Origin of the sequence: Veillonella sp. R32, assembly GCF_010093125.1 — a bacterium.
Taxonomy (GTDB): Bacteria; Bacillota; Negativicutes; order Veillonellales; family Veillonellaceae; genus Veillonella_A.
This window is the reverse complement of record NZ_NMZQ01000006.1, coordinates 1-26119: the sequence shown is the minus strand read 5'-3', so window position 1 is coordinate 26119 and position 26119 is coordinate 1. Positions and strand designations below refer to the sequence as shown.

23 protein-coding genes, 1 tRNA gene and 1 riboswitch are annotated in these 26119 nt (G+C 39.7%); of the genes, 7 read left to right on the top strand and 17 right to left on the bottom strand.

Annotated elements, in window-relative coordinates; all coding sequences use genetic code 11:
- Positions 1-63: 63 nt before the first annotated feature.
- Positions 64-1359 (bottom strand): molybdopterin-guanine dinucleotide biosynthesis protein MobB, encoded by a 1296-nt coding sequence (locus VER_RS01795; protein WP_162099177.1) that lies wholly within the window; start codon positions 1357-1359, stop codon positions 64-66.
- Positions 1360-1363: 4 nt separating this feature from the next.
- Positions 1364-1894 (bottom strand): energy-coupled thiamine transporter ThiT, encoded by a 531-nt coding sequence (gene thiT / locus VER_RS01790; protein ID WP_162099176.1) that lies wholly within the window; start codon positions 1892-1894, stop codon positions 1364-1366.
- 272 nt (positions 1895-2166) lie between these two features.
- Here thiT and guaC point away from each other — a divergent pair, with 272 nt between their 5' ends.
- On the top strand, positions 2167-3153 hold the full coding sequence (guaC, locus tag VER_RS01785; RefSeq protein WP_162099175.1) for a GMP reductase: 987 nt from the start codon (positions 2167-2169) through the stop codon (positions 3151-3153).
- 539 nt (positions 3154-3692) lie between these two features.
- Here guaC and VER_RS01780 read toward each other — a convergent pair.
- The gene (locus VER_RS01780) at positions 3693-4484 is read right to left on the bottom strand and encodes an enoyl-CoA hydratase (RefSeq protein ID WP_162099196.1); all 792 of its coding nucleotides are present in this window, start codon (positions 4482-4484) and stop codon (positions 3693-3695) included.
- Between the two features lie 261 nt (positions 4485-4745).
- Here VER_RS01780 and VER_RS01775 point away from each other — a divergent pair, with 261 nt between their 5' ends.
- The 4 genes from VER_RS01775 to VER_RS01760 are packed head-to-tail and all read left to right on the top strand — an operon-like array spanning position 4746 to position 9041.
- Positions 4746-6605, top strand: coding sequence for an alkaline phosphatase (locus VER_RS01775; protein ID WP_162099174.1), 1860 nt, complete (start codon positions 4746-4748; stop codon positions 6603-6605).
- A 31-nt stretch (positions 6606-6636) separates the two neighbouring features.
- Positions 6637-7080: a hypothetical protein gene (locus VER_RS01770; RefSeq protein WP_238390111.1), complete on the top strand. Its 444-nt coding sequence runs from the start codon at positions 6637-6639 to the stop codon at positions 7078-7080.
- 1 nt (position 7081) lies between these two features.
- Positions 7082-7753, top strand: a complete 672-nt coding sequence (locus VER_RS01765; protein ID WP_162099173.1) for an ABC transporter ATP-binding protein — start codon at positions 7082-7084, stop codon at positions 7751-7753.
- On the top strand, positions 7743-9041 hold the full coding sequence (locus VER_RS01760; RefSeq protein ID WP_162099172.1) for an ABC transporter permease: 1299 nt from the start codon (positions 7743-7745) through the stop codon (positions 9039-9041). Before VER_RS01765 ends, VER_RS01760 begins: the two co-directional genes overlap by 11 nt.
- A gap of 228 nt (positions 9042-9269) precedes the next feature.
- Here VER_RS01760 and VER_RS01755 read toward each other — a convergent pair whose 3' ends face one another.
- From VER_RS01755 to VER_RS01695, 14 genes are all read right to left on the bottom strand, one after another.
- Positions 9270-9779, bottom strand: coding sequence for a DnaA ATPase domain-containing protein (locus VER_RS01755; protein WP_162099171.1), 510 nt, complete (start codon positions 9777-9779; stop codon positions 9270-9272).
- A gap of 246 nt (positions 9780-10025) precedes the next feature.
- On the bottom strand, positions 10026-10202 hold the full coding sequence (locus VER_RS10295; protein WP_172460549.1) for a hypothetical protein: 177 nt from the start codon (positions 10200-10202) through the stop codon (positions 10026-10028).
- 222 nt (positions 10203-10424) lie between these two features.
- Positions 10425-12383: an ABC-F family ATP-binding cassette domain-containing protein gene (locus VER_RS01750; RefSeq protein WP_162099170.1), complete on the bottom strand. Its 1959-nt coding sequence runs from the start codon at positions 12381-12383 to the stop codon at positions 10425-10427.
- 77 nt (positions 12384-12460) lie between these two features.
- Positions 12461-12793: a hypothetical protein gene (locus VER_RS01745; protein WP_162099169.1), complete on the bottom strand. Its 333-nt coding sequence runs from the start codon at positions 12791-12793 to the stop codon at positions 12461-12463.
- Between the two features lie 142 nt (positions 12794-12935).
- Positions 12936-14045 (bottom strand): glycosyltransferase, encoded by a 1110-nt coding sequence (locus VER_RS01740; protein ID WP_162099168.1) that lies wholly within the window; start codon positions 14043-14045, stop codon positions 12936-12938.
- A gap of 171 nt (positions 14046-14216) precedes the next feature.
- Positions 14217-14519, bottom strand: a complete 303-nt coding sequence (locus tag VER_RS01735; RefSeq protein ID WP_115309959.1) for an HU family DNA-binding protein — start codon at positions 14517-14519, stop codon at positions 14217-14219.
- A 75-nt stretch (positions 14520-14594) separates the two neighbouring features.
- Positions 14595-15842, bottom strand: a complete 1248-nt coding sequence (gene mazG / locus VER_RS01730) for a nucleoside triphosphate pyrophosphohydrolase (protein ID WP_238390110.1) — start codon at positions 15840-15842, stop codon at positions 14595-14597.
- A 9-nt stretch (positions 15843-15851) separates the two neighbouring features.
- Complete coding sequence (locus VER_RS01725) at positions 15852-17438, bottom strand: polysaccharide biosynthesis protein (RefSeq protein ID WP_162099167.1); 1587 nt, start codon at positions 17436-17438, stop codon at positions 15852-15854.
- A gap of 10 nt (positions 17439-17448) precedes the next feature.
- Complete coding sequence (gene mfd / locus VER_RS01720) at positions 17449-20736, bottom strand: transcription-repair coupling factor (RefSeq protein WP_238390109.1); 3288 nt, start codon at positions 20734-20736, stop codon at positions 17449-17451.
- 202 nt (positions 20737-20938) lie between these two features.
- Positions 20939-21023, bottom strand: a tRNA-Leu gene (locus VER_RS01715).
- Positions 21024-21335: 312 nt separating this feature from the next.
- A riboswitch (cobalamin riboswitch) is annotated at positions 21336-21509 on the bottom strand.
- A 96-nt stretch (positions 21510-21605) separates the two neighbouring features.
- A complete protein-coding gene (locus VER_RS01710) occupies positions 21606-22553 on the bottom strand; it encodes a DsbA family protein (RefSeq protein WP_162099165.1) in 948 nt (315 codons plus the stop codon).
- Positions 22546-22893, bottom strand: coding sequence for a hypothetical protein (locus VER_RS01705; RefSeq protein ID WP_162099164.1), 348 nt, complete (start codon positions 22891-22893; stop codon positions 22546-22548). The genes VER_RS01710 and VER_RS01705 overlap by 8 nt, the downstream gene beginning before the upstream one ends.
- 1 nt (position 22894) lies before the next feature.
- Positions 22895-23812 carry an alpha/beta hydrolase gene (locus VER_RS01700; protein ID WP_162099163.1) on the bottom strand — a complete coding sequence of 306 codons (918 nt, stop codon included), beginning with the start codon at positions 23810-23812 and terminating at the stop codon, positions 22895-22897.
- Positions 23813-23816: 4 nt separating this feature from the next.
- On the bottom strand, positions 23817-24839 hold the full coding sequence (locus VER_RS01695; RefSeq protein ID WP_162099162.1) for an NADH:flavin oxidoreductase: 1023 nt from the start codon (positions 24837-24839) through the stop codon (positions 23817-23819).
- Positions 24840-25000: 161 nt separating this feature from the next.
- Between VER_RS01695 and VER_RS01690 the strand changes: the two genes are divergently transcribed.
- Positions 25001-25381: a helix-turn-helix domain-containing protein gene (locus VER_RS01690; protein ID WP_238390108.1), complete on the top strand. Its 381-nt coding sequence runs from the start codon at positions 25001-25003 to the stop codon at positions 25379-25381.
- A gap of 438 nt (positions 25382-25819) precedes the next feature.
- On the top strand, positions 25820-26119 hold a 300-nt coding region (locus tag VER_RS01685), incomplete at its 3' end, for a transposase family protein (protein ID WP_162099161.1).

Genomic DNA, 26119 nt, shown 5'->3' with positions numbered 1-26119 from the left:
ACCCTCTCATTCACTTGAATCCAATAATCCATGTATAACCTAATACCTATATTGCATATTACATCAACGGGTTGGTAAAATCTGTTGCTTTAACCACATTGCTAAGTCGTCTATATGTGTTAACGAAAAATGAGCGCGCTCAAAATCTTCAGATTGAGCCGCTCCTGTTTTAACATCAGCTACTACAAAAGATCCATTAATAACTGAATTTGCTCCTAATAAATCTTCTTTAGAACTTTCAGTATGACTAGGTAATACCTCAATACTAGGTAACATCCCACGACTTCGTGTTTCAACAATCACCAAGTCTACTAACAAGTTCTCCGCTAAAGATACAATATCCTTCTTTTTGTTATGCGAAACTAGCATAGCATATTGTGTTGGTCCACTGATAGCAATCGCTTTAGCACCAGCTTGTGAAGCTAACCAAGTATCACTACCTTTCCTATCCATAGTAAAACCATGACCATCACTCTTAGCATAGCCTACTTCATAGTCTAGCTTGGTAAAGGCTTTAATAAGCTCAGTAGATACTAAAGTTTTGCCTGTCTTTGACTGTTCAGCTACTACAAATATCATAGGCACCTTCCGCTGTGTATTTAACAGTAAGGCTTGCGCCATTTTATAATCTAAAGGCGTATTCACATTGCGATAATCTAGTGCTCTATCATCGACGGCTATATATTCTGTTTTTACCTTATCAAATAAAGCCCTTACGTGAAACTCACCAGTAGCTAACAATGTCTTAATACTATCCACGCAACGCCGACTATATAAGGCTGCTAAAGGCTCTAAACGCCCCGCTAAAATAGGTACCACACAATCAGTAGGAGCTTTGCCCAATTGTTTCAACATCTCACAAGTGCTACCGAAAGAAAAATGATTAAAAAACGGCATATCAATGGATACAGTCATATACACTTCACTGCGCCCCGCCGTCAAACCAGCTAATAAACCGCTAAGCGGTCCCCGACTTTCCCCTTGATCCGGCACTACATATACCGTTAACGTAGGTTCATCCTTCATCACCCACTGATAGCGCATCGTATAATCAGGTTTGATAGCACACATTTCAGCTTCGTTTAAAGCTACATGACCTTGTCTATCACTGAGCGGATGTGATGCATATAATTGACCTGGTAACAAATGTAAATCAAGGGGGGCATTCGCCGAAATTACAATATCAATAGGGTCTACGGCTCTTGTTTTTTCAAGCAACTTCGTTAAAAAAGTGCCACCTTGCCAAGGCAAATTCGCCTTATTTTGACCCATTCGCGAACTTTGACCCCCTGTTAAAATCAAAACGCCTCGTTTATACGCATGATGTCCATCCGTGCGCTCTAATACCAGTCGTTTCATAGTCTCACCTTCTTTGTAAGCCCTTCATAATCCGCGTATAGAATAGCACAATCACCACTAAATTGATAACTAATTCGGGAATCATGTAACTGGCATTATAAACCATGGAATATAGCCAAGGATTTTGACCTGCTGGTGCATAAGCAGCAAATACAACGGCCCCTGAAACGACCGAGCAAAGCCACCGCAAAGAGCAACCAGCCAACACACCGCCAATAGCACCACTACGGCTATTAGCAAAAAAGCCAGCTACACCAATAGCACCATAACCAAGAATATAATCCAATATAATACTTAAAAAATGAAGGGAAAATTTAAAGCCTAAAAGGAACTCTATGAGTCCATAGGCCATACAAGTAATAAGGCCCCACTTACCGCCCCACCGAAGGGCAAATATAATGAGTGGTACCAAATTGGCCGCATTCACAAAGCCCCCTTGGGGCATTTGAAATAATACAACAAAATGCAGTACATATGCGATTGCAATGGAGAGTCCTGCTTCTACTAACATGCGTGTCCGTTGTTTCTGTTCCATAGTTTCTCCTTTGGGCCTAGCCCCTATACGTTAAACAACTAAATGTTATGTATTTGCATCTCCTTAAGCGTATGTTTACCCAATACCTGCAAATATAAATTAATTATACTGCCTATACTTCTAAAAAGGCAATAAGCCATCCATACGCCAATTCACATAAATCAGAACGTTTCAAAAGAAATGACAAATAATGTTCGCTCAAGGCTTGCCAAAGCCCCCCCTTTCCTATATAATGTCTAATGGATTATTATGTTATTACAAGGAGGCCTTCCATGATTAACACAACAAATATCTTTGATTATGAAGACATTCAGTTAATTCCTAATAAATGTATTGTAAACAGCCGCAGTGAGTGCGACACTACGGTAAAACTTGGGAACCGCACATTCCGTTTACCAGTTGTACCGGCTAACATGCAGACGATTATTGACGAAGAATTGGCTGAAAAATTAGCAGCCAATAACTATTTCTATATCATGCATCGTTTTGCACCACATACTCGTCTTGATTTCATTAAACGCATGAAAGAAAAAGGCCTATATGCCTCCATTAGCATTGGCGTAAAAAAAGACGAATTTAAATTTGTTGATGAAATTAAAGCGGCAGGCTTATCACCTGAATATATTACAATTGATATTGCCCATGGTCATTCTAATTCCGTTATTGAAATGATTCAGCACATCAAAAAACAATTACCAGACAGCTTCGTGATTGCTGGCAACGTAGGTACTCCAGAAGCCGTTCGTGAGCTTGAAAATGCTGGTGCTGACGCTACTAAAGTAGGTATCGGCCCAGGTAAAGTATGTATTACTAAATTAAAAACTGGCTTTGGTACTGGTGGTTGGCAATTATCTGCTGTTCGTTGGTGCTCTAAAGCAGCCACCAAACCAGTTATTGCTGACGGTGGTATCCGTGACCATGGGGACATTGCAAAATCCATTCGCTTTGGTGCTACGTTCGTTATGATTGGTTCCCTCTTTGCAGGTCACACCGAATCCCCTGGTAAAGAAGTAGAAATCGATGGCAAACCATATAAAGAATACTTCGGTAGTGCTTCTGAGTCCCAAAAAGGGGAACGAAAAAATGTGGAAGGTAAGAAAATGTATATTCCTTCTAAAGGCAGTTTATTTGATACCTTAACCGAAATGGAACAAGATTTACAATCCTCTATCTCTTATGCTGGTGGCAATAACCTAACTGCTATCCGCAAAGTAGACTATGTAATCGTGAAAAACTCGATTTTCAATGGGGATCGCTAAGTAGTAATTGGCGAGGCCTTTAGGGGCCAAGCTATAGTATTTAAAAGTTAAAAGAGTGTATCAGTATATTCGCTCTCGACGAGGCAAGCTCTGACGGTCGCTACATATACTGATACACTCTTTTTCTATTTCACTTTACTTCTTAGCTTGGCCTCTAAAGCCCTACCACTGTCCTACTGGCGCTATGAGGAAGAACAAAAATAAGTCCCCTGTATATTCGCTCTCGACGAGACAAGCTCTGACGGTCGCTACACATATTCGTAAGGGCTTTTTATTTTTCCTTTAATCTATCTTGCCTCTTTTTATCAGAAGTTCACCACATTTCTACTGGCGCTATGAGGAAGAACAGAAATAAGTACCCTGTATATTCGCTCTCGACGAGACAAGCTCTGACACTCGCCTTCATATATTCGTCTGCCAAACAATATTAAATGAAAAAGTCCTCCCTATATATGTGTAGCGACCATTCGAGCTTGACTCGACCGGAAGTGAACATATATAGGGAGGACTTAATTTAATTGTTTAGTAACGGATATATTCTATTTCCCTTGGAAATTAGGTCTCCGTCGCTCTGCAAAGGCGCGTACCCCTTCTTTAAAGTCTTCAGAGAAGCCTAAATACGTCTGTAATTCTACTTCTAATTTAGCATACTCATCCCAACCACTAAAGAAAGCAGCCCACATTTGTTCTTTCATGGCTTTATAAGATAATTCAGGACCTTTAGCTAAGCGTGTACAAAGGCGATCCGTAGTCTTAACAAGTAATTCTGGTTCACACACTTTATATACAAAACCATATTCTTTCGCTTTTTCAGCCGTTACCGCTTCACCAGTCATAGCTAAATGCATAGCACGATTCATACCAATAGCACGGGTCAATAAGAACATACCACCCGCATCAGGTGCTAAACCTACATTTACAAAGGCCTGAATAAAACGGCTATTCGTGGAAGCAATACACATATCAGCAGCTAATACCATATTAAAGGCCGCCCCAGCTACAGCACCGTCAGTACTCATAACTACGGGCTTGGACATTTTTTTCATAGCAAAGGAAATCTGCATAACTAATTCCGCAATAGCAACCAAGGATTGTTGGTCATCTTCTTCTACGGCTCGTTTCATTTCAGATAAATCGCCCCCTACAGAAAAGACCTTCCCTACGGCATTAATTAACAATACTCGTGCTTCTGGATTCGCTTCCGTCCGCTCAATAGCGTCCAAAATCTCATTACACATAGGAATGTTAAAACCATTCTGCACTTCTGGGCGATTAAAAGTAATTGTTGCGATTTTATTGTTTACTGAATACAAGATATTAGTATATTCCATCAATAACTCCATTTCTAATACGCGGAAACAAATGCCGTCCGTAAACTGTACAAAAATTAAACTATGCATCTCTCTTTATTTCTAGTATACCGAATTTTTTCGATAATGAAAAGACTTAACTCCTTAATTTTCTCAGCTCATAGTGCATTACATTTCCTTTACAAACAATTTACGGCCTTTTTTCTGTATCTTTTACAGAGCCTTTGCTAGGATAAGAACAGCAGAAGTTCATTATTTTTTGATACATTAGGAGGTATTTTCATGAACGGAAAGCAGCATTTACGTAAAATGGTATTTTTTGCTTTAGCAGGTGCCTTAGCCATTGGTATTAATACGCCCGCTGCCCAAGCTAATAATCCTGCCTCAGCGGTAACCTTGAGTGCCCAAGCAGAATTACCAGCAACGGCTGTCACAAGTAAGGACATTAAAGTATTGCCCATTAATCAAGCTAAATTCTGGCAAGGCCAACGCTTTGACTTTGAAGTTGAATTACCACTAACGACTAGTCAAGTAGCCGTTACCATCAATGGTGAAGATGCCAGTAAGGTTTTCAAACAAACCCCTACCCTCACCCAACAGAGCACGCATATTTCATATCGGATGAATGACGTAGCGTTTAAAGAGGTAGGTGAAAAGCATGTTAATGTGGTGGCCACAACGAGCCAAGGTACCTTAAAACAATCCGCTAAATACAATGTTGTCAATGAAAAAGCGCAAAAAAAGGCTAAAAATGTCATTCTTTTCGTTGGCGACGGCATGAGCATGCAAGCTAAAGAAGTAGCTCGTATCCTCTCCAAAGGCCTTTCTGATGGCAAGTTTAACGATGTATTAGCCATGGAAAAAATGCCTCATATGGCCTTAGTCACCACCTCTGGTTATGACTCCCTCGTTACCGACTCCGCCAACAGTGCCTCTGCTTATAACACCGGCAATAAATCAGTAGTGAATGCTATGGGCGTTTATGAAAACAGTACCCCAGATCCACTAGATGATCCAAAAGTAGAAAATATCTCTGAAATTATTTCACGCAGTCAAGATATGTCCTACGGCATGGTAACTACAGCCGCTGTAACGGATGCTACACCAGCAGCCGTAACGGCCCACACCCGCCGTCGTGGGGAGCAAAACTTTATTGCTACCGACTTCTTAAATCGCGCTAAACCACCAGCTGTTATCTTAGATGGTGGCTCACAATTTTTCTTACCGTTGAGTACCCCAGGCTCAAAACGTAAAGATAATGTCAATGTAATTCAAGAGTTTAAAGATAAAGGCTATCAATTTGCCGGTAATAAAACTGATCTTGCTAAAGCAAGTGCCGACCAGCCAATTCTTGGACTTTTCACCTTAAATACGATGAATGTCTACATGGATCGTGCGTTCTTGCCTGAAAATCCAGCAGTTTTAAAAGGTTTCAACGATCAACCAGGCCTAGTGGATATGACGAAAAAAGCAATTGAAGTGCTTGAAAAGAATCCGAATGGCTTCTTCCTCATGTCCGAAGCTGGTTCTATTGATAAACAACTCCACACCATGGATTGGCAACGGTCCGCTTATGATACGATTGAATTTGACCAAGCTATCAAATATGCGCAAGATTACTCCAAAGCCCATGGCGACAATACCCTAATTATCGTCGTAGCCGACCATGCCCATGGCATTAGCATTACCGGTACCTATAGCGAACAGAATGGTAAAGTTGGTCGTGAAGCCGTTCGCGTCTATGGCGAAGCTGGTTGGCCTACCTTCATTGACGCTAACCGCGATGGTTTCCCAGATAATCCAGATGCAGACGTAACCTTAGCCGTTCAGTATGCCAACTCCCCTGACCATTATGAAAACTATCGTTTCCAAACAGAACCGCATAATCCTGCCACCGCTGGCAAAGATGGTAAAGTTATAGCAAATCCAAAACGAGCTCCACAAGGTGCGCGTCTAGTTGAAGGTAGTCTACCAACTACTACTGGTGAAACCAGCGAAGTTCACTCGGCCGATGATGTGGTTCTCATGGCGCAAGGTCCAGGCTCTGAATATTTCAATGGCGTAATGGACAACACAGAAGTCTTCTTCGGTATCCTTCGCGCCCTTGGCATTGACGGCAACAAAGATGTAATAAAAAAATAAGTAAATCATAATTAAGGATGTGACTAGGAACATGATGCAATTAAAACAATGGCTGCGACCTTTCATACTCTGTTTCGCTTTACAACTACTCGCACTCCCACTAACCGTGCAAGCCAGTTGGCTCAACTTTAGCGACATGTATGCAGGGGCTACTTCAGAAGGGCTTATTTTATCAGACAGCTTACTATCTCAAAATGGGCAAACAGTGACTATGCAAGGCTATATGGCACCGCCTTTAAAACCCAGTATTAACTTCTTTGTCCTTACTGAAACACCTATGTCTATCTGCCCCTTCTGCTCCACTGATGCCGATTGGCCTAGTGACATTGTAGTGGTCTATTTAGATGATGCCGTAACAGCACTCCCTTATAACCAAGATATAACCGTAACAGGGCAACTTGATGTAGGAAGCTATGTAGATGGGGACACTGGCTTCGTCAGTCTAGTTCGGATCTTAGGCGCTGAGGTCAATTAATATGATTCGCATCGAACACTTACTACACCAATTTCCCGATGGTGAAACGATGAATACAGTTCTCGAATTACCCCGTTTTTCAGCCCCCACTGGCAGTCAATGGTGTATCACTGGCGTCAGTGGCAGCGGCAAATCTACTTTGTTACAATGTATAGCCGGCCTTTTACAACCTACTACCGGACAACTTCAAGTCAACGAGTTGATGCTCACAGAAGCAACAGCCAAAGAACTAGATGTCTGGCGTGGTAAAGAAGTAGGCTATATATTTCAAGACTTTAATTTGCTCAACTTTTTGACAGTGGAGGATAACATCCTGAGTGGAGCCTTCTTTGCTAATCGCTTTACCCACAAAGACATGGTACAGGAAATGAAACAATTGACCCAACTTATGGGCATTGAACATTTACGCCACAAAAAGCCGCCTCAATTAAGTAAAGGGGAACAGCAACGGGTAGCTATTGCTAGGGCTTTAATTAAAAAGCCCAGTCTCCTCTTAGCTGATGAACCTACCGCTAGTCTTGACGAAGCAAATAGTCGCTTAGTTATTGATTTACTAAAAGCATATAGTGAATCATTATCAGCAACACTTCTCATTACCAGTCATGAAGAAGCTGTTATTTCTCAATTTTCTAATCGACTTCACTTAACGAAACGAGGTATCCATGATTCGTAAAATAGCTTGGCAACAATTGTGGTCTAAACCACTGACGACTACGCTACTCCTCCTCGTCATGGCCCTAGCCGTTGCGTTAAGCGTATTAGTCGTTTCCTTAGGGAGTGGGCTTCAGCGGGGACTCATTGCCGCGACTGAGCCCTTCACTCTCTTAGTTGGTTCGCCCGGTAGTAGCCAACAATTTGTACTAAATACAGTTTTTTTACAAGATAAACCATTAGCCAATTTGCCCTACACCGAAGTAGACCAACTGCGTCATAAAACAAAATTAGTAAAACAAGCTATCCCGCTCGCTTTTGGTGATAGCATTCAAGGTTACCGCCTGGTTGGCACAGAGCCTGAAATTTTTACCATCCGGCCAAGTAGCAATCAACCAGAATGGCTACGCATAGCGGAAGGGCGTCCTTTTAACGCACCTTTTGAAGCGGTTATTGGCGAAGATGTAGCTAAACAAACAGGACTCAAAGTAGGCGATACCTTTTACTCCACCCATGGCACTTTGGCTAAGGGCAAAGCCCATGAGGATCATCCATTTACCGTTGTTGGTTTACTTGCCAATACGAATGGCCCGTATAACCAAGCCGTCCTAACCTCTATTGAAAGCATTTGGGATTTACATGCCAAAGGGCACTCTCACAATATAGCTACTACCAGTAGCAATATATCCACTACTAGTAACAACATACCCACTGCTAGTGACAACATAACCGCTACTGGTGAAACTAATAGCCCCCAAGCACAAGCCAAAGGTGATGTAACGGCTATTATGATTGAACCTGTTGGCTTTGGTCAAGCTTACACCTTAGCCAGTCTCTACGTAAATCGCAAAGATGCGCAGCTAGTATTTCCCGCCCAAGTCATTACCCAGTTATTCAACTTAATGGGGCGTGGCGAAAAATTATGGCAACCTATTGGTTATTTACTCATCGCCCTTGCTATGCTAGTGGTACTAGTCACGGCGTATCTAGCTACCCTCAATCGCTTACGTGATTATGCCATATTAAAAGCCCTAGGAGCGACACAAAAACAGTTATATAGTATCTTAGGACAACAAACGGCTTATATCATTAGTTTAGGTGCTTTTATAGGCTGGGTATTAGGCTTTGGTACTTACCTAGGGATTGCCCATTGGCTAAATGCTAGTTCAGCTATTAGTATGCCTCCTAGCCTATCCCTAGCGTCTATTCAATTAACCCTACTCTGTATCGTCGTTGGCGTTGTGTTTGGTCTACTACCCATTCTCGCCTTTCATCGCAAAGCCAAACAACTTCACGACGTAATGAATTAACCTCACACCTCTTTTACATTTTACACAAACTTACCTTGTATTAACGCACGTTTTTACAACCTCACACAAAAAGGGATATACCTTGTGAAACAAAGTAAAACGAACTTATCACGGCATGAGTCGATATTTTACTTATATCACTTGGTATATCCCTTTTTTATTGATTGTTGCACGCCTTTATAGAAGTACTATATCTTTATATAGTATTACATTCCTCTATTAAATTTACTATTTTACAATGACTAATGCGCCACTATTTACTACTTCGTAAAGTTCAGGCAACGCTAAAGCTTCATAAGTACTAGGTTCTTTAGTCATTGTGAATACCACTTGACGCTGATTGCGAATCAGCGCTTCAAATAAACGCTTTAATGCCTGCTGTGATAATTCATCAGCTTCACGTACTACATAATCAAATTCACTGACTAAGAGCATATCTATTTTTACAAACGTTTCCATAAAATCAGCCACATAGCCATAAGTTACACTATCTGTATAAGCTTGTACTAATTCTTGCCCTGTTTTCTCTAAAATAACCAAATTAGGGGTAATAGTCAAGCATTCTCGTTTTACAATGTCCCCTACATGAGCCATACGCTCCTCTGTCCCCACTACGACTAACGGATTATGCTGATCAGCGCCCAAAGCGGCTGCCACTGTATCAAAAGTATGACGGGCATCTGCTTTTACAATAGTATCTGTCCGTTTTAAAATATCTGTATTAACTGTATCTTTCATTTCAAACTCCTCATCTATCAATCTTTATAGTAATACTATCTCATAAGCCCTCAGGCTATCTATTTACCAACTATTAGTATTATAGCAAAATAACAGAAAAATCGGCAATCGACTACCATCGATTGCCGGTTTTCTTATACCTATCTACTACATTGTTATATCTCAATTAGCGAGTGACCCTCTTCTCGCCGCAACTGATCTAACTCTGAGCAAACAATACAGGGATTCTCCCCAATCCTCAATTAACTATTTCGCTTTAGATGCCAAAGCGGCTGCTTCAGTACGTTTACGAATTGCGTCAATTAAAGGTTTAACTTCTAAAAATTCTGCATCCGTTAATCGGAATGTACGACCTTTACGGTCAAATAATGATTTTTTGCGACCTGCGCCCGCGCGTTTGCCGCCCCACTTGTTACTTTTCATAACGTTCCTCCCTTGGGATATGCGTAACACTGCCATGCAAAAAAATAACTATTCTTCTCTGTTTATAGTATATACTATTCAAGCTCTAAATTTCAATATTCTAATTCATGTATTCCTTAAACTTTTACATATTTTTTACATTAAACGCCACTATAATTCAAATTTCTTTGATTTTCTACATAATTAATTCTATCCCCTAGATAAATCAAAGACTTTATCGCTTTATCGCTCTGCCAGTTCAAGCCAGCGCATTGTTTTTGCTTCTAACTCTTCAACAACCCGAGATCTATCAGCCATGGTAGCCTCCATAGCCTCATAATCACCACCAGCTTGATTCAACATAGCATCATAAGCTTTCACTAGGCCTTCTAATTCAGCTACTTTCAATTCTAATTCTGCCAATTCAGCTTCTTCTGCTTTAGTCAGAGGTTTTGATTTTTTTATATCTCCTGACTGAGCCCCGTCCCCTACATGTATCGTATGATTGTCATCCCTATGATGAGCCGTAGTGTTAGCTATTGTATTAACGGTCTTTTCTTTGGCCCCACTTGATGTTTTATGAGTTTTACTGCCCTCAGCTTTCATAGCTTCAGCCGCTGCTTCTGCCGCTTCCACCTGTTCTCTATATTCAGAATACGCACCATGAACAAGGTCAATCTCCCCTTGACCTTTAAATACGAATAATTTATCAACTACACGGTCTAAAAAGTATCGATCATGGCAAACCGTAATGACTACGCCACTAAAAGAATCTAAAAAGTCTTCTAACACTTCTAAGGTAGGAATATCCAAATCATTGGTAGGTTCATCCAGTAAAAGCACATTAGGGGCGCTCATCAACAATTTGAGCAAATATAAACGGCGTTTTTCACCACCTGATAGTTTGTGAATGGGCACACCATGTAATTCAGGGGTAAATAAAAAGCGTTCTAAAATTTGCCCCGCACTTAACGTACTCCCATCGGCTAATACCATATAGCGATGATCCTCACGAATATAATCTAAAACGCGTTGATCTTCATCAAAAGGGGGTAACTCTTGGGTGAAATGGGCAATACGCACCGTTTCACCACGGCCTACCGTACCTGCTGTAGGCTCATAGGTTCCATCTAACAGCCGCATAAAAGTTGACTTACCAATGCCATTAGGACCTACAATCCCAATTCGATCATGCCGTACTACATGATACGTAAAATCTTTCACTAAGGTATTACCACTTAACGCAAAGGATAGATGTTCTATATCAAAAATTGTCTTTCCTAAACGGCTTTTTAAAGCAATAGGGTCTAGCGTATCAGCACGACGTGCTACATCCTGCGCTTTCAACGTTTCATAACGCTGTAAACGAGCTTTTTGCTTAGTAGAGCGAGCCTGTGCTCCGCGCCGTACCCAAGCTAGTTCACGCTTTAAAAATTGACGCCTTTTTTCAGCCGTAGCCGCTTCTCGCTCTTCACGGTCAGCCTTCAAGGTAAGAAAGGTTTCATACGTTCCTTCATAACTATAAAAATGACGATCTGATAATTCTAGAATTTCATCACTTAAAGCATCTAAAAAATATCGATCATGAGTACTAATAACTAAGCCACCCTTACGGGCTAATAAATATTTTTCAAGCCATTCAATACTAGCTTCATCAAGATGGTTAGTCGGTTCATCGAGAAGTAAAAGATCACTCGGATATAATAAAGCCTGTCCCAACGCTAACCGACGTCGTTGTCCCCCTGATAAATGTTTCACTGGCTTAGTTAAATCTTCAAACCCTAATTTAGTAAGAATCGTCCGTGCTTGTTGCTCAACTTGCCAACCCCCTTCAGCTTCCATTCGATTCAAAAGCCGTAAATGTTCGACACTACCTGGTGCTTGTTGATCCAATCGCTCATATTCACGCACTAAGCTCAACACAGGATGATGAGCTAAAAATATATTTTCAAGTAAGGATGCGTCTTCATCAAATTCAGGAGCTTGAGACAAATAATAAATTGACGCTTTGCCATTCCTTAAAATAGTCCCCTTTTCTGGCTCCATCAAGCCCGCTAAGAGGCGCATAAACGTAGACTTACCAGTTCCATTAACACCAATTAAACCAATGCGCTTAGTATCCGTAAAGGTCATATTGGCCCCTTCAAATAAACGGCGTGTCCCGTAGGATTGACTTACATCTTGTAAGGTTAATACATTCATAAATAGTTCCTTTCAAAAAGAGCTGTCCAGCAAAGCAAGTTACTAAGAGTAATTACTTTGTGGATAGCTCTTTTTCATTAGTCTAGGCTATCGTCATAACGAGCCATATTTTCTTGTCGAATATCTTTCAAGTTAGAAAGTAATTCATCCGTATCTTCTACGCGAGTAAATAATTCACCAAAGTATTCAGAATCTTCTACTGTCACACTCCACTGAAACGAATCATTTTCATCATAGAGGGTAAAAATAATTGGTTCTTCCAAAGACGTTGGTACATTGCCATCTTCATCAGTAATAGTGGCATAGTCGCCATTATCATCCACCTGATAAAATAAAGTTTCCCGATCATCAATTTCTACCAATTCAAACCCTAAATTTTCATAAAACGATTCCAGCGCGTCGCCGTCCATACGAATCCTCCTTTAATACATAACCCCCGAATCCCCCTTTGGGATGTTGAGTACATTGTACAAAAATTTCTAACTCTTCGCAAGAGACTTTTATAGGACAGTCCTTGCCAATTACGAATAGACCTATATAAAAAGCCTGTAGTTAACGGCGGTTTAATAATTTTTTCGTCTCTAAAACGATATTAGCAGCCCCATCAATTTGCCAAGTTAATTCTTGGGCTGACATCTGCTCTAATCGCTCAGGATTATTTAATAATACCGTTACTACATCGTCTAAATTATGAATATCCCGTGCCCAACGAGCATACCCCTGTTGCTCAAAGAAGGTAGCATTCCCTTCTTCTTGGCCAGGAATGGCACTAAAGAACACCATAGGCACCCCTACAGTAACCCCTTCCATGCAAGTCAAACCACCTGGTTTCGTTACCAATAAAGTAGCTTCCTGCATGAGTTTAGCTACCTCTAACGTATAGCCATACACCGTAGTCGGTGTACGCATAGAATGACTCATCGTCACTAAGCCTTCGTAAAGATCTGCATTGCGCCCCGTAATTACAATGAGCTCATCAATGCCAGAGACTTCATCTAAGCGCTGTAAGGCCGTCTCTAAACACCCTAAACCAAGGCCACCACCCATAATTAACACTTTCACTGGATACGAAGGTTTATAGGTTGTTAAACGATGTTCAAAGAAACTGCGCCGTACGGGAATCCCCGTAATGGTAATCTTATGAGCTGCAATACCAGCTTCACATAATTCATTCACCATGCCCGACGTACCTACATAATACGCGTCAATTTGTTTATATACCCAAAATTGGTGCACCTGAAAGTCTGTAATAACAGCCACTAAGGGTACATCAATTAAATTTTGTCGTTTTAATATACAGGCAGCGCCACACGGAAAGGGATGTGTAAAAATTACCACATCAGGCTGTTCCCGATTAATGAGTTTCAACATGCGACGTTTCAACATCCATGCCAAAGCTGTTTGTACAGCACTGCCCTTCTTATCTCCCTGCGATAGACGATAAATGACATCATATAACATGGGAAATACGTCAATCATTTTTATATAAGTTTCTTTCAGTAAATTATCAAACGAAAAGCTATTTGTATCTAAAAAATCCACATGGGTAATAATGGCGTCTGGATTCTTCGCCGCCCAATACTCTTCAATAGCTCTAGCCGCTTGTGTATGGCCAGTACCAATTGAAGCCGATACAATAAGTATACGTTCCTTCTTGCTCATGATTGTCTCCTTCCCTGTTGTTTTATTATATCATATTTTACAACCTAACAAGCAGGAGCGTTCTTTATTTTTGCATAGAAAAAGAGACCCTCTGCTAGCCTGGTAGCGACGGCCGTAGCCGTCTATACCATTAAGGCACACAGTGCGGTCTCTTTAGAGTTCCTAACAAAATTATTTTTTGCGAGGTTTAACTTTAGTTGTAACGTTTACTAATTCTTTTAACTGTTTACCAGCTTTGAATGCAGGGGATTTGGAAGCTGCAATCGTAATAGCTTTACCAGTTTGTGGGTTGCGGCCTTCACGAGCGGAACGTTCGCGAACTTCGAAAGTACCGAAACCAATTACTTGTACTTTTTCGCCTTTTGCTAATTCTTCAGCTACTGTGTCGAACACAGCTTTAACTGCTTTTTCAGCATCCTTTTTAGTTAATTCGGCTTTCTGAGCAACGCTTGCGATTAATTCTGTTTTATTCATGACAGAACCTCCTTAAAAAATAGAATGTATTCATTCATCTGTAATGACTTGTAAGAGTATATCACGCTTTTCTAATCATTTCAATGAATGCTTTTGTTCAGACACCTTAGCCGAGTCCCAAAATGAGTCCAATTCGTCCAGTGAAAAATCCTCCCACGAGCGACCGCTGTCTTTAACACAACGTTCTACATAGGCAAAACGACGACGAAACTTATTATTGGTGCGGTTTAGTGCATTTTCACCGCCTATTTTATACCATCTTAGAAGATTAATCAAGGAAAAAAGCACGTCTCCCCCCTCTAATTCCGCATTTTCATAATTTCCAAGGGCTACAGCTTCCTTAAATTCAGCGATTTCTTCTTCAAATTTTGCCCATACAGGAGGCTCAGAATCCCAGTCAAAACCTACCTTCGCGGCCTTTTCCTGTAATTTCTGGGCCCCTAATAAAGCGGGTAAGCCCTTCGATACGCCGGCTAATAATGTTTTTTTCTCATGACCAGGCTCTTGGGCCTTTAAAGCCTCCCAATTTAACTGGGTTGTCGCTACTTCTTCGGAATTAGCTCGATTAAATACATGCGGATGACGACGAATCATTTTAGCACTAATATCATCAATAATCCCTTGCATGGTAAACAAACCTTGTTCTTCGGCTAAGCGTGCATGAAAAACAATTTGTAATAAAACGTCCCCTAATTCTTCGCGCAAATTAGCCATGTCGTGATTATCAATGGCTTCTAGCACTTCATACACTTCTTCTAGCAAATAGCGACGTAACGTACTATGAGTCTGCAAACGATCCCAAGGACAACCATTGGGCGCCCGTAAAGCCGCTACTACATCCACTAAAGGAGCTAGGGTAAATTCTGAAGCCTCCTGAGGAGTCACCGTTGAACCGTCTTGAGTAGTTAACATAGAAGCATTCTCATTAGCTAATTCAGTCTTGTTGCTACTATCCACTGACTCTAGTGTACTCGCTTTTACTAAACACCATTGCCCGTTTACACCAAGGTTCGTCGTTTCCTCTTCCAGAAAATCAGCCCCCACCGTAACTAATTGCTTTACGGTAAGCAATTTAGGACCTACAATGTCCCCCCTTTCACTTATACCAACTAAATACAGTGACACATTAATACCAAATCTTGTTTTTAAAGCTTCTAAAATGCGTTCTAAGGCCGTTTCATTACTTTCTATACCTGTTACTACTAATGTACCCGTTAAATCAAAAGGAACGTATTCTAAGCGGGCCACATCAATCGTAAACAGACCTTGTTGTGAATCTAACTGTAAAGCCCTTAAAACACGGCTAACAGATTCTAATGACATATATCCTCCTTACTTATTTTTAGTAACCATTCGTTTTTGTAAACGTTTGCCAATAAAAGGCATAGCATACCATTCTTCATCTTTGACTGCTTTACTAATAATTAAACCAGCCCCATAGACGATCACAGCTACGATAATAGCGCCCATAACAGCTAAATTACCACCTATTAGCGAACTTAAGAAAGAATAGGTAATAACAGTCGCCCCGCCCATGGCAAAGGCGGCAAAGGAAATTTTACCTAGTTCTAACCAAGGCACTTGATATTGAATATATTTACGCACAAAAATCATATTTAATAAAGCGGCCAAGCCAAAGTCTATATTAGTAGACCAAGCGGCCCCATTAATGCCCCACTCTGGTAATGCGGTTAAATACCAACTAAGCGGAATTTTAATAAGGGTACTAATAAAAAGATTAATCATGGGAATCGCCGTATGACCAAGCCCCTGTAAAATCCCCGTACTCACTTGCTGTACACCTAAGAGAAAAATGCTGAGGCTCATTACAGCAATAGGACCACCGGCATGAGGCGTAGCATATAACAATTTAGAAATAGGCGTAGCCAATACACAAAGGCCTATAAAAGCAGGCACCGTAATAAGTGTCGTAATTTTTAGGGCCACATGACTTCTATTTTGGATCTCTACCATATCTCGCTTTGTATAGGCTTCTGAAATAGCAGGCACCAAACTGGCAGCTAAGGAGGTAGTCAAAATAATAGGCAAATTAACAAGGGAGGTAGCCATACCTGTTAAATAGCCAAATAGTGTAGTCGCTTCGCGTATAGAATACCCCGCATCAATCAAACGTTGTGGCACTACCCCTAAATCAATGCCTGATACAATAGGCATCATAATATTGGCCATAGACACGGGAATAGCCAATACTAACAGGCGTTTCATAATTTGCCCTGACGATTCGACCACCATATGCGGTGACTGTTTAGCCCTTAATTCAGCCCGTAAATGACGTTGCCGATGATAAAAATATAATAGGACCAATACGCCCCCCACTACACCAGGAAAGGTAGCTAAAGTGGCACCAGCTGCCGCCATAGGCAAGCCATAAGGCAATAAGAATAAAGCAAAGCCCACCATGCAAGCTACGCGCAAGGATTGCTCCATAACTTGCGAAGCCCCTGTAGGTAACATGTCTTGAAACCCTTGAAAATAGCCTCGTAAACAGCTTAAAATCGTTACTACCACAATAGCGGGGGCTAAGGCCATAAGAGCATAGCTACTCCGTGGATCAGTGAGCCATTCAGATTCTACGAGCCAAGGCACGGCCAAAAATAAAGCCACACTGAAAAAAGCACCTAAACCAAATAATACGGTTGCTGAAACTCTAAATATTTTAGAGGCACCTCGTATATCTTGATGAGCTAATTTATCAGCAATCATAATAGAAATAGCAACCGGTAACCCCGCAGTAGCTAAGCTCACAATAATTTGATAAATCGGATAGGCCATCTGATATAGTCCAATTCCTTCGCCCCCTAAAATACGGGCCAACAGAACTTTACTAAATGCCCCTATAATTTTCACGATAATGCCTGCTAAAGTAAGAATCATGGCGCCTTTTAAAAATCGATTCATCGGTTCCTCCTTACGCCCCTTCTGGCAACAAGCTAGGGTCTCTTTTCTCCAGTTCCCCTAATAATATTTCAGTCTTAGCCATTACATCAGCCTCCTTCGCTAAGCTATAACGAAGTACATCATTTTTCATCTTCACATGCTGCCAGACAGCCGTGCTTGGCAACCCAGGATGCCAGCCTACCATACGCGCAATATCGCCCCAATGAATAGTGAGTACTTGATCACGCACTACTAAACTTTTAATACCTAACGCACGGGCTCGTTCTTTGATACGAGCTAATTTCAATAATCGCTCTACCGGTGCCGTTGGCGTACCGAAACGGTCAATTAATTCATCGGTAAATTCATCAAAATCAGCTAATTTACGAATCTGTAATAAGCGTTGATAAATCGTAATTTTACGTGCTGTATCATTAATATAAGCATCATCAATAAAAGCATCAATTCCTAAATCAATAATAGGATCCACTTCGATAGTCTTTGCCACCGTCTTATGTTGAGCTTTGGCAATCGCTTCTTCTAGCATGGAGCAATACAAGGCAAAGCCAACAGATGCAATATTACCATGCTGCTGAGACCCCAATAAATTACCAGCCCCACGTATCTCTAAGTCACGCATAGCCAATTTAAAACCAGCGCCCAATTCAGTAAATTCTTCAATAGCTTTTAAGCGCTTTTCCGCTGTTTCACTGAGCATTTTATCGGGGCGATAGAGGAAATAGGCATAGGCCCTACGCCGAGAACGACCTACGCGACCACGCATCTGATATAGTTGCGATAAGCCAAGTCGATCTGCATCATAGACGATTATCGTATTCGCATTTGGAATGTCTAAGCCCGTTTCAATAATACTGGTACAAAGCAATAAATCATAATGGCCTTCATAGAAGTCCACCATAATCGCCTCCATTTCAGACCCTGCCATTTGACCATGAGCAATGGCAAAGCGAAGTTCAGGCATTGCCGCTTCCAACAATTCACCCATGTGCTCAATAGAAGCGACTCGGTTATATACAAAATACACCTGCCCGCCACGCTGAATCTCCCGCCGAATAGCTTCTGCAATAAGCTTCATATCATATTCCACTACATATGTCTGTACAGGTAAACGTTCTTCTGGAGGTGTATTAATAACACTCATTTCACGAACCCCTACTAAGGACATATGTAAGGTTCTAGGGATTGGCGTAGCACTCAAAGTCAACACATCAATATTCTGAGCCCAACTCTTCCATTTTTCTTTCTGAGCTACCCCAAACCGCTGTTCTTCATCAACAACTAATAAACCCAAATCCTTAAAGGCAACTTTTTTATTTAATAAGGCATGTGTTCCAATCAATACATCTACATCTTTGCTGGCTACGCGCTTTATAATATCTCGTTTTTCAGCGGCTGAGCGGAAGCGATTTAATACGTCCACCCGCACGCCAAAGGCCCCTAAACGGTCAGTAAAGGTCTGAAAATGTTGTTGTGCTAACACCGTAGTAGGCACCAATACAGCTACTTGTTTGCCACTTTTTACCGCTTTAAAAATAGCCCTCATAGCAACTTCCGTTTTACCAAAGCCTACATCACCGCAAAGCAAGCGGTCCATAGGATGGGGCTGTTCCATTGATGTCTTAATTTCCTTAGATGCTTGCAACTGATCTTCCGTTTCTTCATACGGAAAGGCTTCTTCAAATTCCGCTTGAAATGTATCATCAGGCTCAAAAGCAAAGCCATCTACCACTTCCCGTTGTGCATATAATTCTACTAACTTTTCTGCTAAATCATCAATGGATTTTTGGGCTTTTTGACGAACTTTGCCCCATTCACGGCCGCCCATTTTATGGATTTTAGGCACATCACCTTCATTGCCAATATATTTCTGCAACTGATCTAAATTATCGGCCGGCAAAAATAATTTATCCGTACCAGCATACGCAATTTCAATGTAATCCTTATGAATCCCTTCAGTTTCAATAGTTTTAAGACCTATATATTTACCAATACCATGCAAGGCATGCACTACGTAATCACCCGGCGTCAGATCCGTAAAATAGGTAATTTCCTGCCCTTTTGGCACTTTCTTACGTAACTTACGCTTCTGCTGCCCAAAGATATTACCTTCTGTTACTACTACTAAATTACATAAAGGTAATTCAAAGCCCTCCGATAATAAGCCACTCACTATGAGAACTGATTGTCCAGTATAGGTTAAAGTTTCACCAAGTTCATAAGTAATCTGTTCTTCTCTTAACGCTCGTTCTAAGCCTTCCCGTCGTTGTAGATTATTCATGACCAACACAACTTGGCGTCCCTGTGAAAGCCAAACTTGAATTTCATCCATCAACAAAGGCATTTGTCTTTCAAAAGACATCATAGACTTACTTTGTAAACCAATCGTAGTAAAGCCAGGTAAACCACTAATCCGTTGTTGTAAAAAATTAAAAGCAATTTCCGTGCTACACTGATTAGTCTGCATTAATTCTGGCCAAGTAAAATGTTCCTGCCGATGAGTGGCATCTTCCTTTAAAAAGCCCTTTAACCCCTCTTGTAAGCGATTAGGTTCATCATAAAGCAAAAGTGCGTCTTTGCCATAGCTTAATAAGGAGCCTTCGTCAGATGAATCAGCCAAATGAAAAGGCATTACCGTCATGGTGGTGACGGATTCAATAGATCGTTGCGTATCAATGGCAAAGGTACGAATCGTATCTATTTCATCATCAAAAAATTCTATACGGTATGGTTTATCACTATTCACAGGAAAAATATCAATAATATCGCCACGCACGCTAAAATGACCACGTTGTTCCACCTGGTCTGTTCGTTCATAACCTAAAGCTACCAATTTATCCAATAATGATATACGTTCTACTATATCCTCTGTTCGTAAACGTACAACATGTTCTTTTAATTCTTCTGGGGTTAATAATCGTTGTGTGGCTTCATCAATGGTTGCTATAACCACAACAGGCTCTTTATGCAATAAAGCACCTAATGCTCGCATCTGCAAACCTTGATTTTCTAAACTACGAGCCGCCGTAATGAAGGTAACCTTTTCAGTAATAGGAAATGGCATTACCTCCACTTGCGGTAAAAAAAACGCTAAATCTCGTTCCCATTGTTCCTTGTGTGCTTTATCATGAACCAATACGATAGTTGGCCGTTGCCCCCTAGTTGCCATAGCGGTACTATATATAAAGGGCTTCTGAGAGCCACCTAAGCCTGAAATAACATGTTTGCCTACAGCACTAAATAGCTGTTCCCCCTCTTTATAGGCGGGATATTTATATAATAAGTCTTGTAGTAATGTCACGAACATCCCTCCCAAAGCATTTATTTTACACTATAATTCATTCTACGCCATAATTTACTCTACACTATAATTAATCCTGTTTTATCAAACGACAAAACGGGCTTTAGCAGTGCCAAAGCCCTTTTCAATTCCTTATTATAGTATCATACAGCTATTAAATACGCAATAAAAAAAGAGCCCCTAGGGCTCATCTCTACATAATTGGTGCGGGAGAAGGGACTTGAACCCCCACGCCCGAAGGCGCCAGATCCTAAGTCTGGTGCGTCTGCCAATTCCGCCACTCCCGCAACACAATTATATTACCATAAATCAGTTGAAATCGTCAATATATTTTTTATATTTTTTTGACGAATAAAAACCAAAAGCGCTAAGGATACCCATCACAGTATCTTAGCGCTTCAGGTTAGGAGATGATGAAAATGTACGCCCATACATTATCATGACAATATATTAACACTTACGTGATAATACCAAGGTACATAGCCATGACCTGTACGGGGTTCATCGTATGGTCGATTAGGAATTTTTTCAATAAAAAAGCCTTTTCCGACACATGCGAAAAAGGATATATAATTCTCCTCCCTATCGCTCGTAGGTCAAATGGTGAATGATGAATAGGCAGTTCTCCTGACTTAGCTTCACCGCTCCTCTCGCCTTCCCAGTGTTACCCAGTGACGTAATGAGATTCGCTCAGCTTTACAGTGGCGGGACCGTGTCGGATTTACACCGACTTCTCTATTATGCATGTCTGCACCTATTCCCAACTATGTATTTTATTTATGGTTTACTTTCTATACACGTATAGTAACATGATTTCTATAGATTGTCAATAAATATACTAATACTTACCACCATTGATTACTGCCAATTTACTTAAAATAACTCCTAATAAAATAACTATGTTTCACATACTCTTTTGTAATATAACCGCTAGATTCCCATTTTGCTAATATAAAATCTATTTCTTTCATATCCAACAAATTAAAGGCCGATTTTATTTCTAAATAATGAATATGCGGATGTTTTACTAAAATTTTTTTTAGAGCATCTTCCGAAAACTGAACAGCTCTAGAGTTTATCATTCCCGCCGTTACAGTTTCGATGTAACTTAGAAAATCCTCGTAGTTCAAAACTCCACAAACTACCATCTGTTTATTATTAAATTGTATTAAATAAGCCGGTAAACTCCTTATACCTAATTGCTGGCACAGCACTATATCCTTTAAAAGAGCTTGATTAGCCATTTCACTATGATATAGTTCAAGAAACTCTTGTCTTGATACGCCAAAGTCACCTGCCAACTTAACCAGTTCAGTAATATCAGTCATCTGACGTTGTTCAACAATTGTTGCATAGCGTAATTCATATAAAAAAGCTTGTGCCCTTTCTGGTCGTAACATCTCAATTACTTTATATGCTAAATTTAATGGTTTTGATGTTATATGCGTCTCATCAAATAATTGGCAGCTTTTCATATCAATAGGTAAACCACCAATATGTTCTTCCTGATTATAAATAGTACCTAAATGTTTAGCATATTGAGAAAGGGCATAGGATTGGCTTACCATTAAATCCTTTCTATTTACGAAATCATATACATTATTTACTAATAATCCCATAGCGTAACAAAGCTCTAATTGATCAGCAAAATGTGTCTCTAGGCGACGAATCGTAGGTTCCGATTCATAGGATAAGCCCATCATAGGATCTGTAAAAATAGTTATACTAACTTTATTTCCACAGTTACGAGATGTTTTTGTATCTCTTAAGGTGCTATCCGCCAACAAAGAATCTGTATGTTGCTTTAAATTATTCATAATATTCACTACCTCGTGCCCAACTCGGAATATCTATATATCGTATATAAATATTTTCTAATGGCACTTTTGCCACCCCATGAAAACTCTTGGCAATTTCTACTGTCAATGGAGCATACCCTTCGTGACTTTCATTTTTCCATACACTCACTTCGATATATGCTAATGGTTCATCACTTTGACCACCCATAAATAAAGTAACATCATCCTCCAAACCTACCATTAAAAAGGCTTCATTTTTATAAGGAACTCTTTCAATGGCTTTGCCTAATCGTTTCTTTATTTCTATTTTTTCTGCTTCTGAAAGATGAATATTCACACGCGACATAATAAATGGCATTTTACGCTCTCCATTCTTTTACAATGGCCAATATTTTATCAGCTACTTCTTGTTCTTTCTGCTGATAAGTATGACCTGTTTTTTCAATGATAATAAATGTATTATCTTTTTGCTTAGGTAAATATTGGTTTATCCCTTCTAAAAAACCTACTGGATTACCAGCCGTAAATGTATCATAAGTACCTATTAATAACGCCCCCGTATGACATATATTTTGAAACATTGCTTTCGTGGCTTCATTACTTACAGGTACATTATTTATCTGTATATCAGAAATCCAATCATATGCAGTATCAACTAAACAGTCTACCCAACCCATCAACAAAAAAGGAAGTTTCTTATTGCCCAAGCCCTGCACTTTTAATGCCCGTATTAATGTTTTTTGTTCATTAGTCACACCTTGCATCATATAAGTAAGATCAGCGGGACTTAAAAGCAAAAAGTGTTCAATTCGTTTATCTTGAGTAGTGGCAAGGTAATATAATACTTTATTCGCCCCCATTGAATGCCCTGCTAATATAATATGTTTATAGCCCTGTTCTTCTGCAAAGTCTATATAGGCAGCTATATCTTCCAGCGTATAAGAAAACCGCTCATTATAAGAACCAATCATTTCTATCGATTGAGTTTTAACATTAAAAGATTGTATTTGTGGGAACGCATTATTTGTTTGGGCATAGATAAAATCAATATTTTCACTGCGTAATGTATTACCAATATTATAATAAAAAGGATTCGAGTAAAAATTACCATGAATACCAGTAATAGCAATAACTACCGTATCAGCCGTTGTTTTTGCCGGTGCTGATAATAAGTTTGTTATATATGTTTCTCTAGAAACTATGTCATTATTAGTAGCACTAAACCGAACAGCACCTAATAATACGCCTCGTTTAGTAAAAATACTTAAATTTTCCATAATCTCACTTCCTAAATACACATCGATGACTTGGCGAATTATAACAAGCATTACAGGAAATACATTTAGAAATAGTCGAAACGCCTTCGGCTAATTGTTTTACCCAATCTGGTTCTCGTAATAAAGGTCGTGAAATAGAGACAAAATCTATATTTGTTGTTTGAATTACTGACTCCATCATATCTTTACTTCTAAATCCACCAACCACAATAATAGGTACTGGTACAGCATTAGCGATTTGTTGTGCATACGGTACAAAGTAACCTTCATTTCGTCCTGTCCTAATATGACTCACGGAAGTACCATTACCACTCACTTCAATTGAATCAATACCACTAGCAACAAGAGTTTTACTTAACTCTATGCTATCCTCTATTTCTAAACCACCAGGAATAAAATCACTAGCATTTATCTTTGCAGTTACATGTAATTTTTTTGTTTGTGCTTTAATACCTTCTACAATGGCTTTAACTATTCTAAATCGATTTTCATTGTTACCACCATACATATCCGTTCTTTGATTAACAGCAGGACTAACAAAACGGCTTAAGAAAAAGAAATGTGCTATATGAATTTGTACCCCGTCATAACCAGCTTTTTCAGCTCGAATGGCAGCATGTATAAACTTTTGAATTATTTCTTCAATTTCATTTTCAGTTAAATCATTAACAGTTACTTCTTTAAAGCTACCATTAACTTTTTGCCGATAGTATCCACCTAATGCTAACTGTGTTATAACAGGTGTGTTTTCTTTATGAAGTAATTTAACAAGCTTCGCATGTTGATCTATTAGTTCATCACGAGATAAACGCATCATCCCGTCCATATAAAAATCATTGTCAGCAACTGACGTAAAGCCTGTTATTATACCACCTAACTGCCCTTTAGCTAATTCCTCATATATCTTATAACCAACTTCAGTAATCCCCCCATCCGGTGTTGCAATACCTTCCCAAGTAGCTGAACGAAGAATTCGATTTCTAAAAGTAATATGATTTAGGTTAACTTCTTCAAATAATTGTTTCATAGTATCACTTCCTATAAATATACTCAAATAACATATTGACATTATTGAAAATATAATTGATAATCCAATTATACTCAGTAGATTAATTTTATGTAAGTACGCAGTTTTTTCTGCCTTACTTTTTACTAAAAATATAATTAAATTTAAAGGAGGATACTATAATGAAAGCAACAAATACAACCGTTACCTATCCAATTGATACTACTATGTCCAATATAGATAATCATACATGTCCTATCCTATATGCATTACAAATTATAGGGCAGAAATGGAAATTGCCTATTCTTTGGTATTTACACGAACAAAAAAATACCCGGTATAACGAACTAAAACGTCGTATACCAGGTATTACTAATATTATGTTAACTAAATCCTTACGTGAACTAGAATCAGCTGATCTTGTCTATCGTAATGTATATGAAACAATCCCCCCAAAGGTAGAATATGGCTTAACTACAACAGGACAAGAACTCTTACCTACCTTAAATGAACTATATAAATGGGGCGAAATGCAAATGAAAAATCAAGATAAAGCTAAGTAGAAGTAATTAAACTAAACTACTGCCTTCTTTCCTATCTGTTCGTCAGCTGTGAATTCTTCTCCGAAGAATTTTACGCTGCGAACTAAAAGATTCACACCCATTTGCGCGTCGCACCTAGTACGTTTTAAATACGTCCGTTCGGATGCTGTGGATTTCTCTCCGAGAAATCTTACGCCCCGAACTAAGAGATTCACACGACTTTGTGCGTCCCTTTGGTCCTTCAAAGTCGGTTCACTACTTATTCCCAGCTTCTGGTCGGATAGGTAGAAGCGAATAAACTAAAAAAGACGGTTCTATAATTTATTTTGGGGCGCTAAAGAGAAACGCAAGTTGCGTGTCCTCTTGGCGCCTACTTTTTTTGTACAAAAAAAAGACATATTGAATAAAATCCGTTACAATAAAAGCGTCGAAACCATTACGAAAGGATGTTTACTCAATATGTCTACTCTTAATTATATAGGAAAATTACTAGGAATCAAAGCCGAATATATAAAAAATATGCGAGAAACTGATTCAGAACATTTACTATATGTAGAAGTTCCCGCGCGCCCTCACACTTGTCCGCATTGTCATGCAAAAACTACACGGATTAAAGGCTATACAAACCGAACTATTCGTCATACAACCGCTAATGAAAAGCCTATTCGGCTCTTGTATCGCCAACGTCGTTATGTCTGCTCTTGTGGTCGTACCTTTAATGAAAAAACCGAGTTTTCTAGCCGTTATTTAAGAACCACG

Bases quoted from the DNA above. Each gene is read 5' to 3' on its own strand.
- VER_RS01795 (WP_162099177.1), bottom strand. From the start codon at position 1,359: ATGAAACGACTGGTATTAGAGCGCACGGATGGACATCATGCGTATAAA.
- thiT (WP_162099176.1), bottom strand. From the start codon at position 1,894: ATGGAACAGAAACAACGGACACGCATGTTAGTAGAAGCAGGACTCTCC.
- guaC (WP_162099175.1), top strand. From the start codon at position 2,167: ATGATTAACACAACAAATATCTTTGATTATGAAGACATTCAGTTAATT.
- VER_RS01780 (WP_162099196.1), bottom strand. From the start codon at position 4,484: ATGGAATATACTAATATCTTGTATTCAGTAAACAATAAAATCGCAACA.
- VER_RS01775 (WP_162099174.1), top strand. From the start codon at position 4,746: ATGAACGGAAAGCAGCATTTACGTAAAATGGTATTTTTTGCTTTAGCA.
- VER_RS01770 (WP_238390111.1), top strand. From the start codon at position 6,637: ATGATGCAATTAAAACAATGGCTGCGACCTTTCATACTCTGTTTCGCT.
- VER_RS01765 (WP_162099173.1), top strand. From the start codon at position 7,082: ATGATTCGCATCGAACACTTACTACACCAATTTCCCGATGGTGAAACG.
- VER_RS01760 (WP_162099172.1), top strand. From the start codon at position 7,743: ATGATTCGTAAAATAGCTTGGCAACAATTGTGGTCTAAACCACTGACG.
- VER_RS01755 (WP_162099171.1), bottom strand. From the start codon at position 9,779: ATGAAAGATACAGTTAATACAGATATTTTAAAACGGACAGATACTATT.
- VER_RS10295 (WP_172460549.1), bottom strand. From the start codon at position 10,202: ATGAAAAGTAACAAGTGGGGCGGCAAACGCGCGGGCGCAGGTCGCAAA.
- VER_RS01750 (WP_162099170.1), bottom strand. From the start codon at position 12,383: ATGAATGTATTAACCTTACAAGATGTAAGTCAATCCTACGGGACACGC.
- VER_RS01745 (WP_162099169.1), bottom strand. From the start codon at position 12,793: ATGGACGGCGACGCGCTGGAATCGTTTTATGAAAATTTAGGGTTTGAA.
- VER_RS01740 (WP_162099168.1), bottom strand. From the start codon at position 14,045: ATGAGCAAGAAGGAACGTATACTTATTGTATCGGCTTCAATTGGTACT.
- VER_RS01735 (WP_115309959.1), bottom strand. From the start codon at position 14,519: ATGAATAAAACAGAATTAATCGCAAGCGTTGCTCAGAAAGCCGAATTA.
- mazG (WP_238390110.1), bottom strand. From the start codon at position 15,842: ATGTCATTAGAATCTGTTAGCCGTGTTTTAAGGGCTTTACAGTTAGAT.
- VER_RS01725 (WP_162099167.1), bottom strand. From the start codon at position 17,438: ATGAATCGATTTTTAAAAGGCGCCATGATTCTTACTTTAGCAGGCATT.
- VER_RS01710 (WP_162099165.1), bottom strand. From the start codon at position 22,553: ATGAATAATTTAAAGCAACATACAGATTCTTTGTTGGCGGATAGCACC.
- VER_RS01705 (WP_162099164.1), bottom strand. From the start codon at position 22,893: ATGCCATTTATTATGTCGCGTGTGAATATTCATCTTTCAGAAGCAGAA.
- VER_RS01700 (WP_162099163.1), bottom strand. From the start codon at position 23,812: ATGGAAAATTTAAGTATTTTTACTAAACGAGGCGTATTATTAGGTGCT.
- VER_RS01695 (WP_162099162.1), bottom strand. From the start codon at position 24,839: ATGAAACAATTATTTGAAGAAGTTAACCTAAATCATATTACTTTTAGA.
- VER_RS01690 (WP_238390108.1), top strand. From the start codon at position 25,001: ATGAAAGCAACAAATACAACCGTTACCTATCCAATTGATACTACTATG.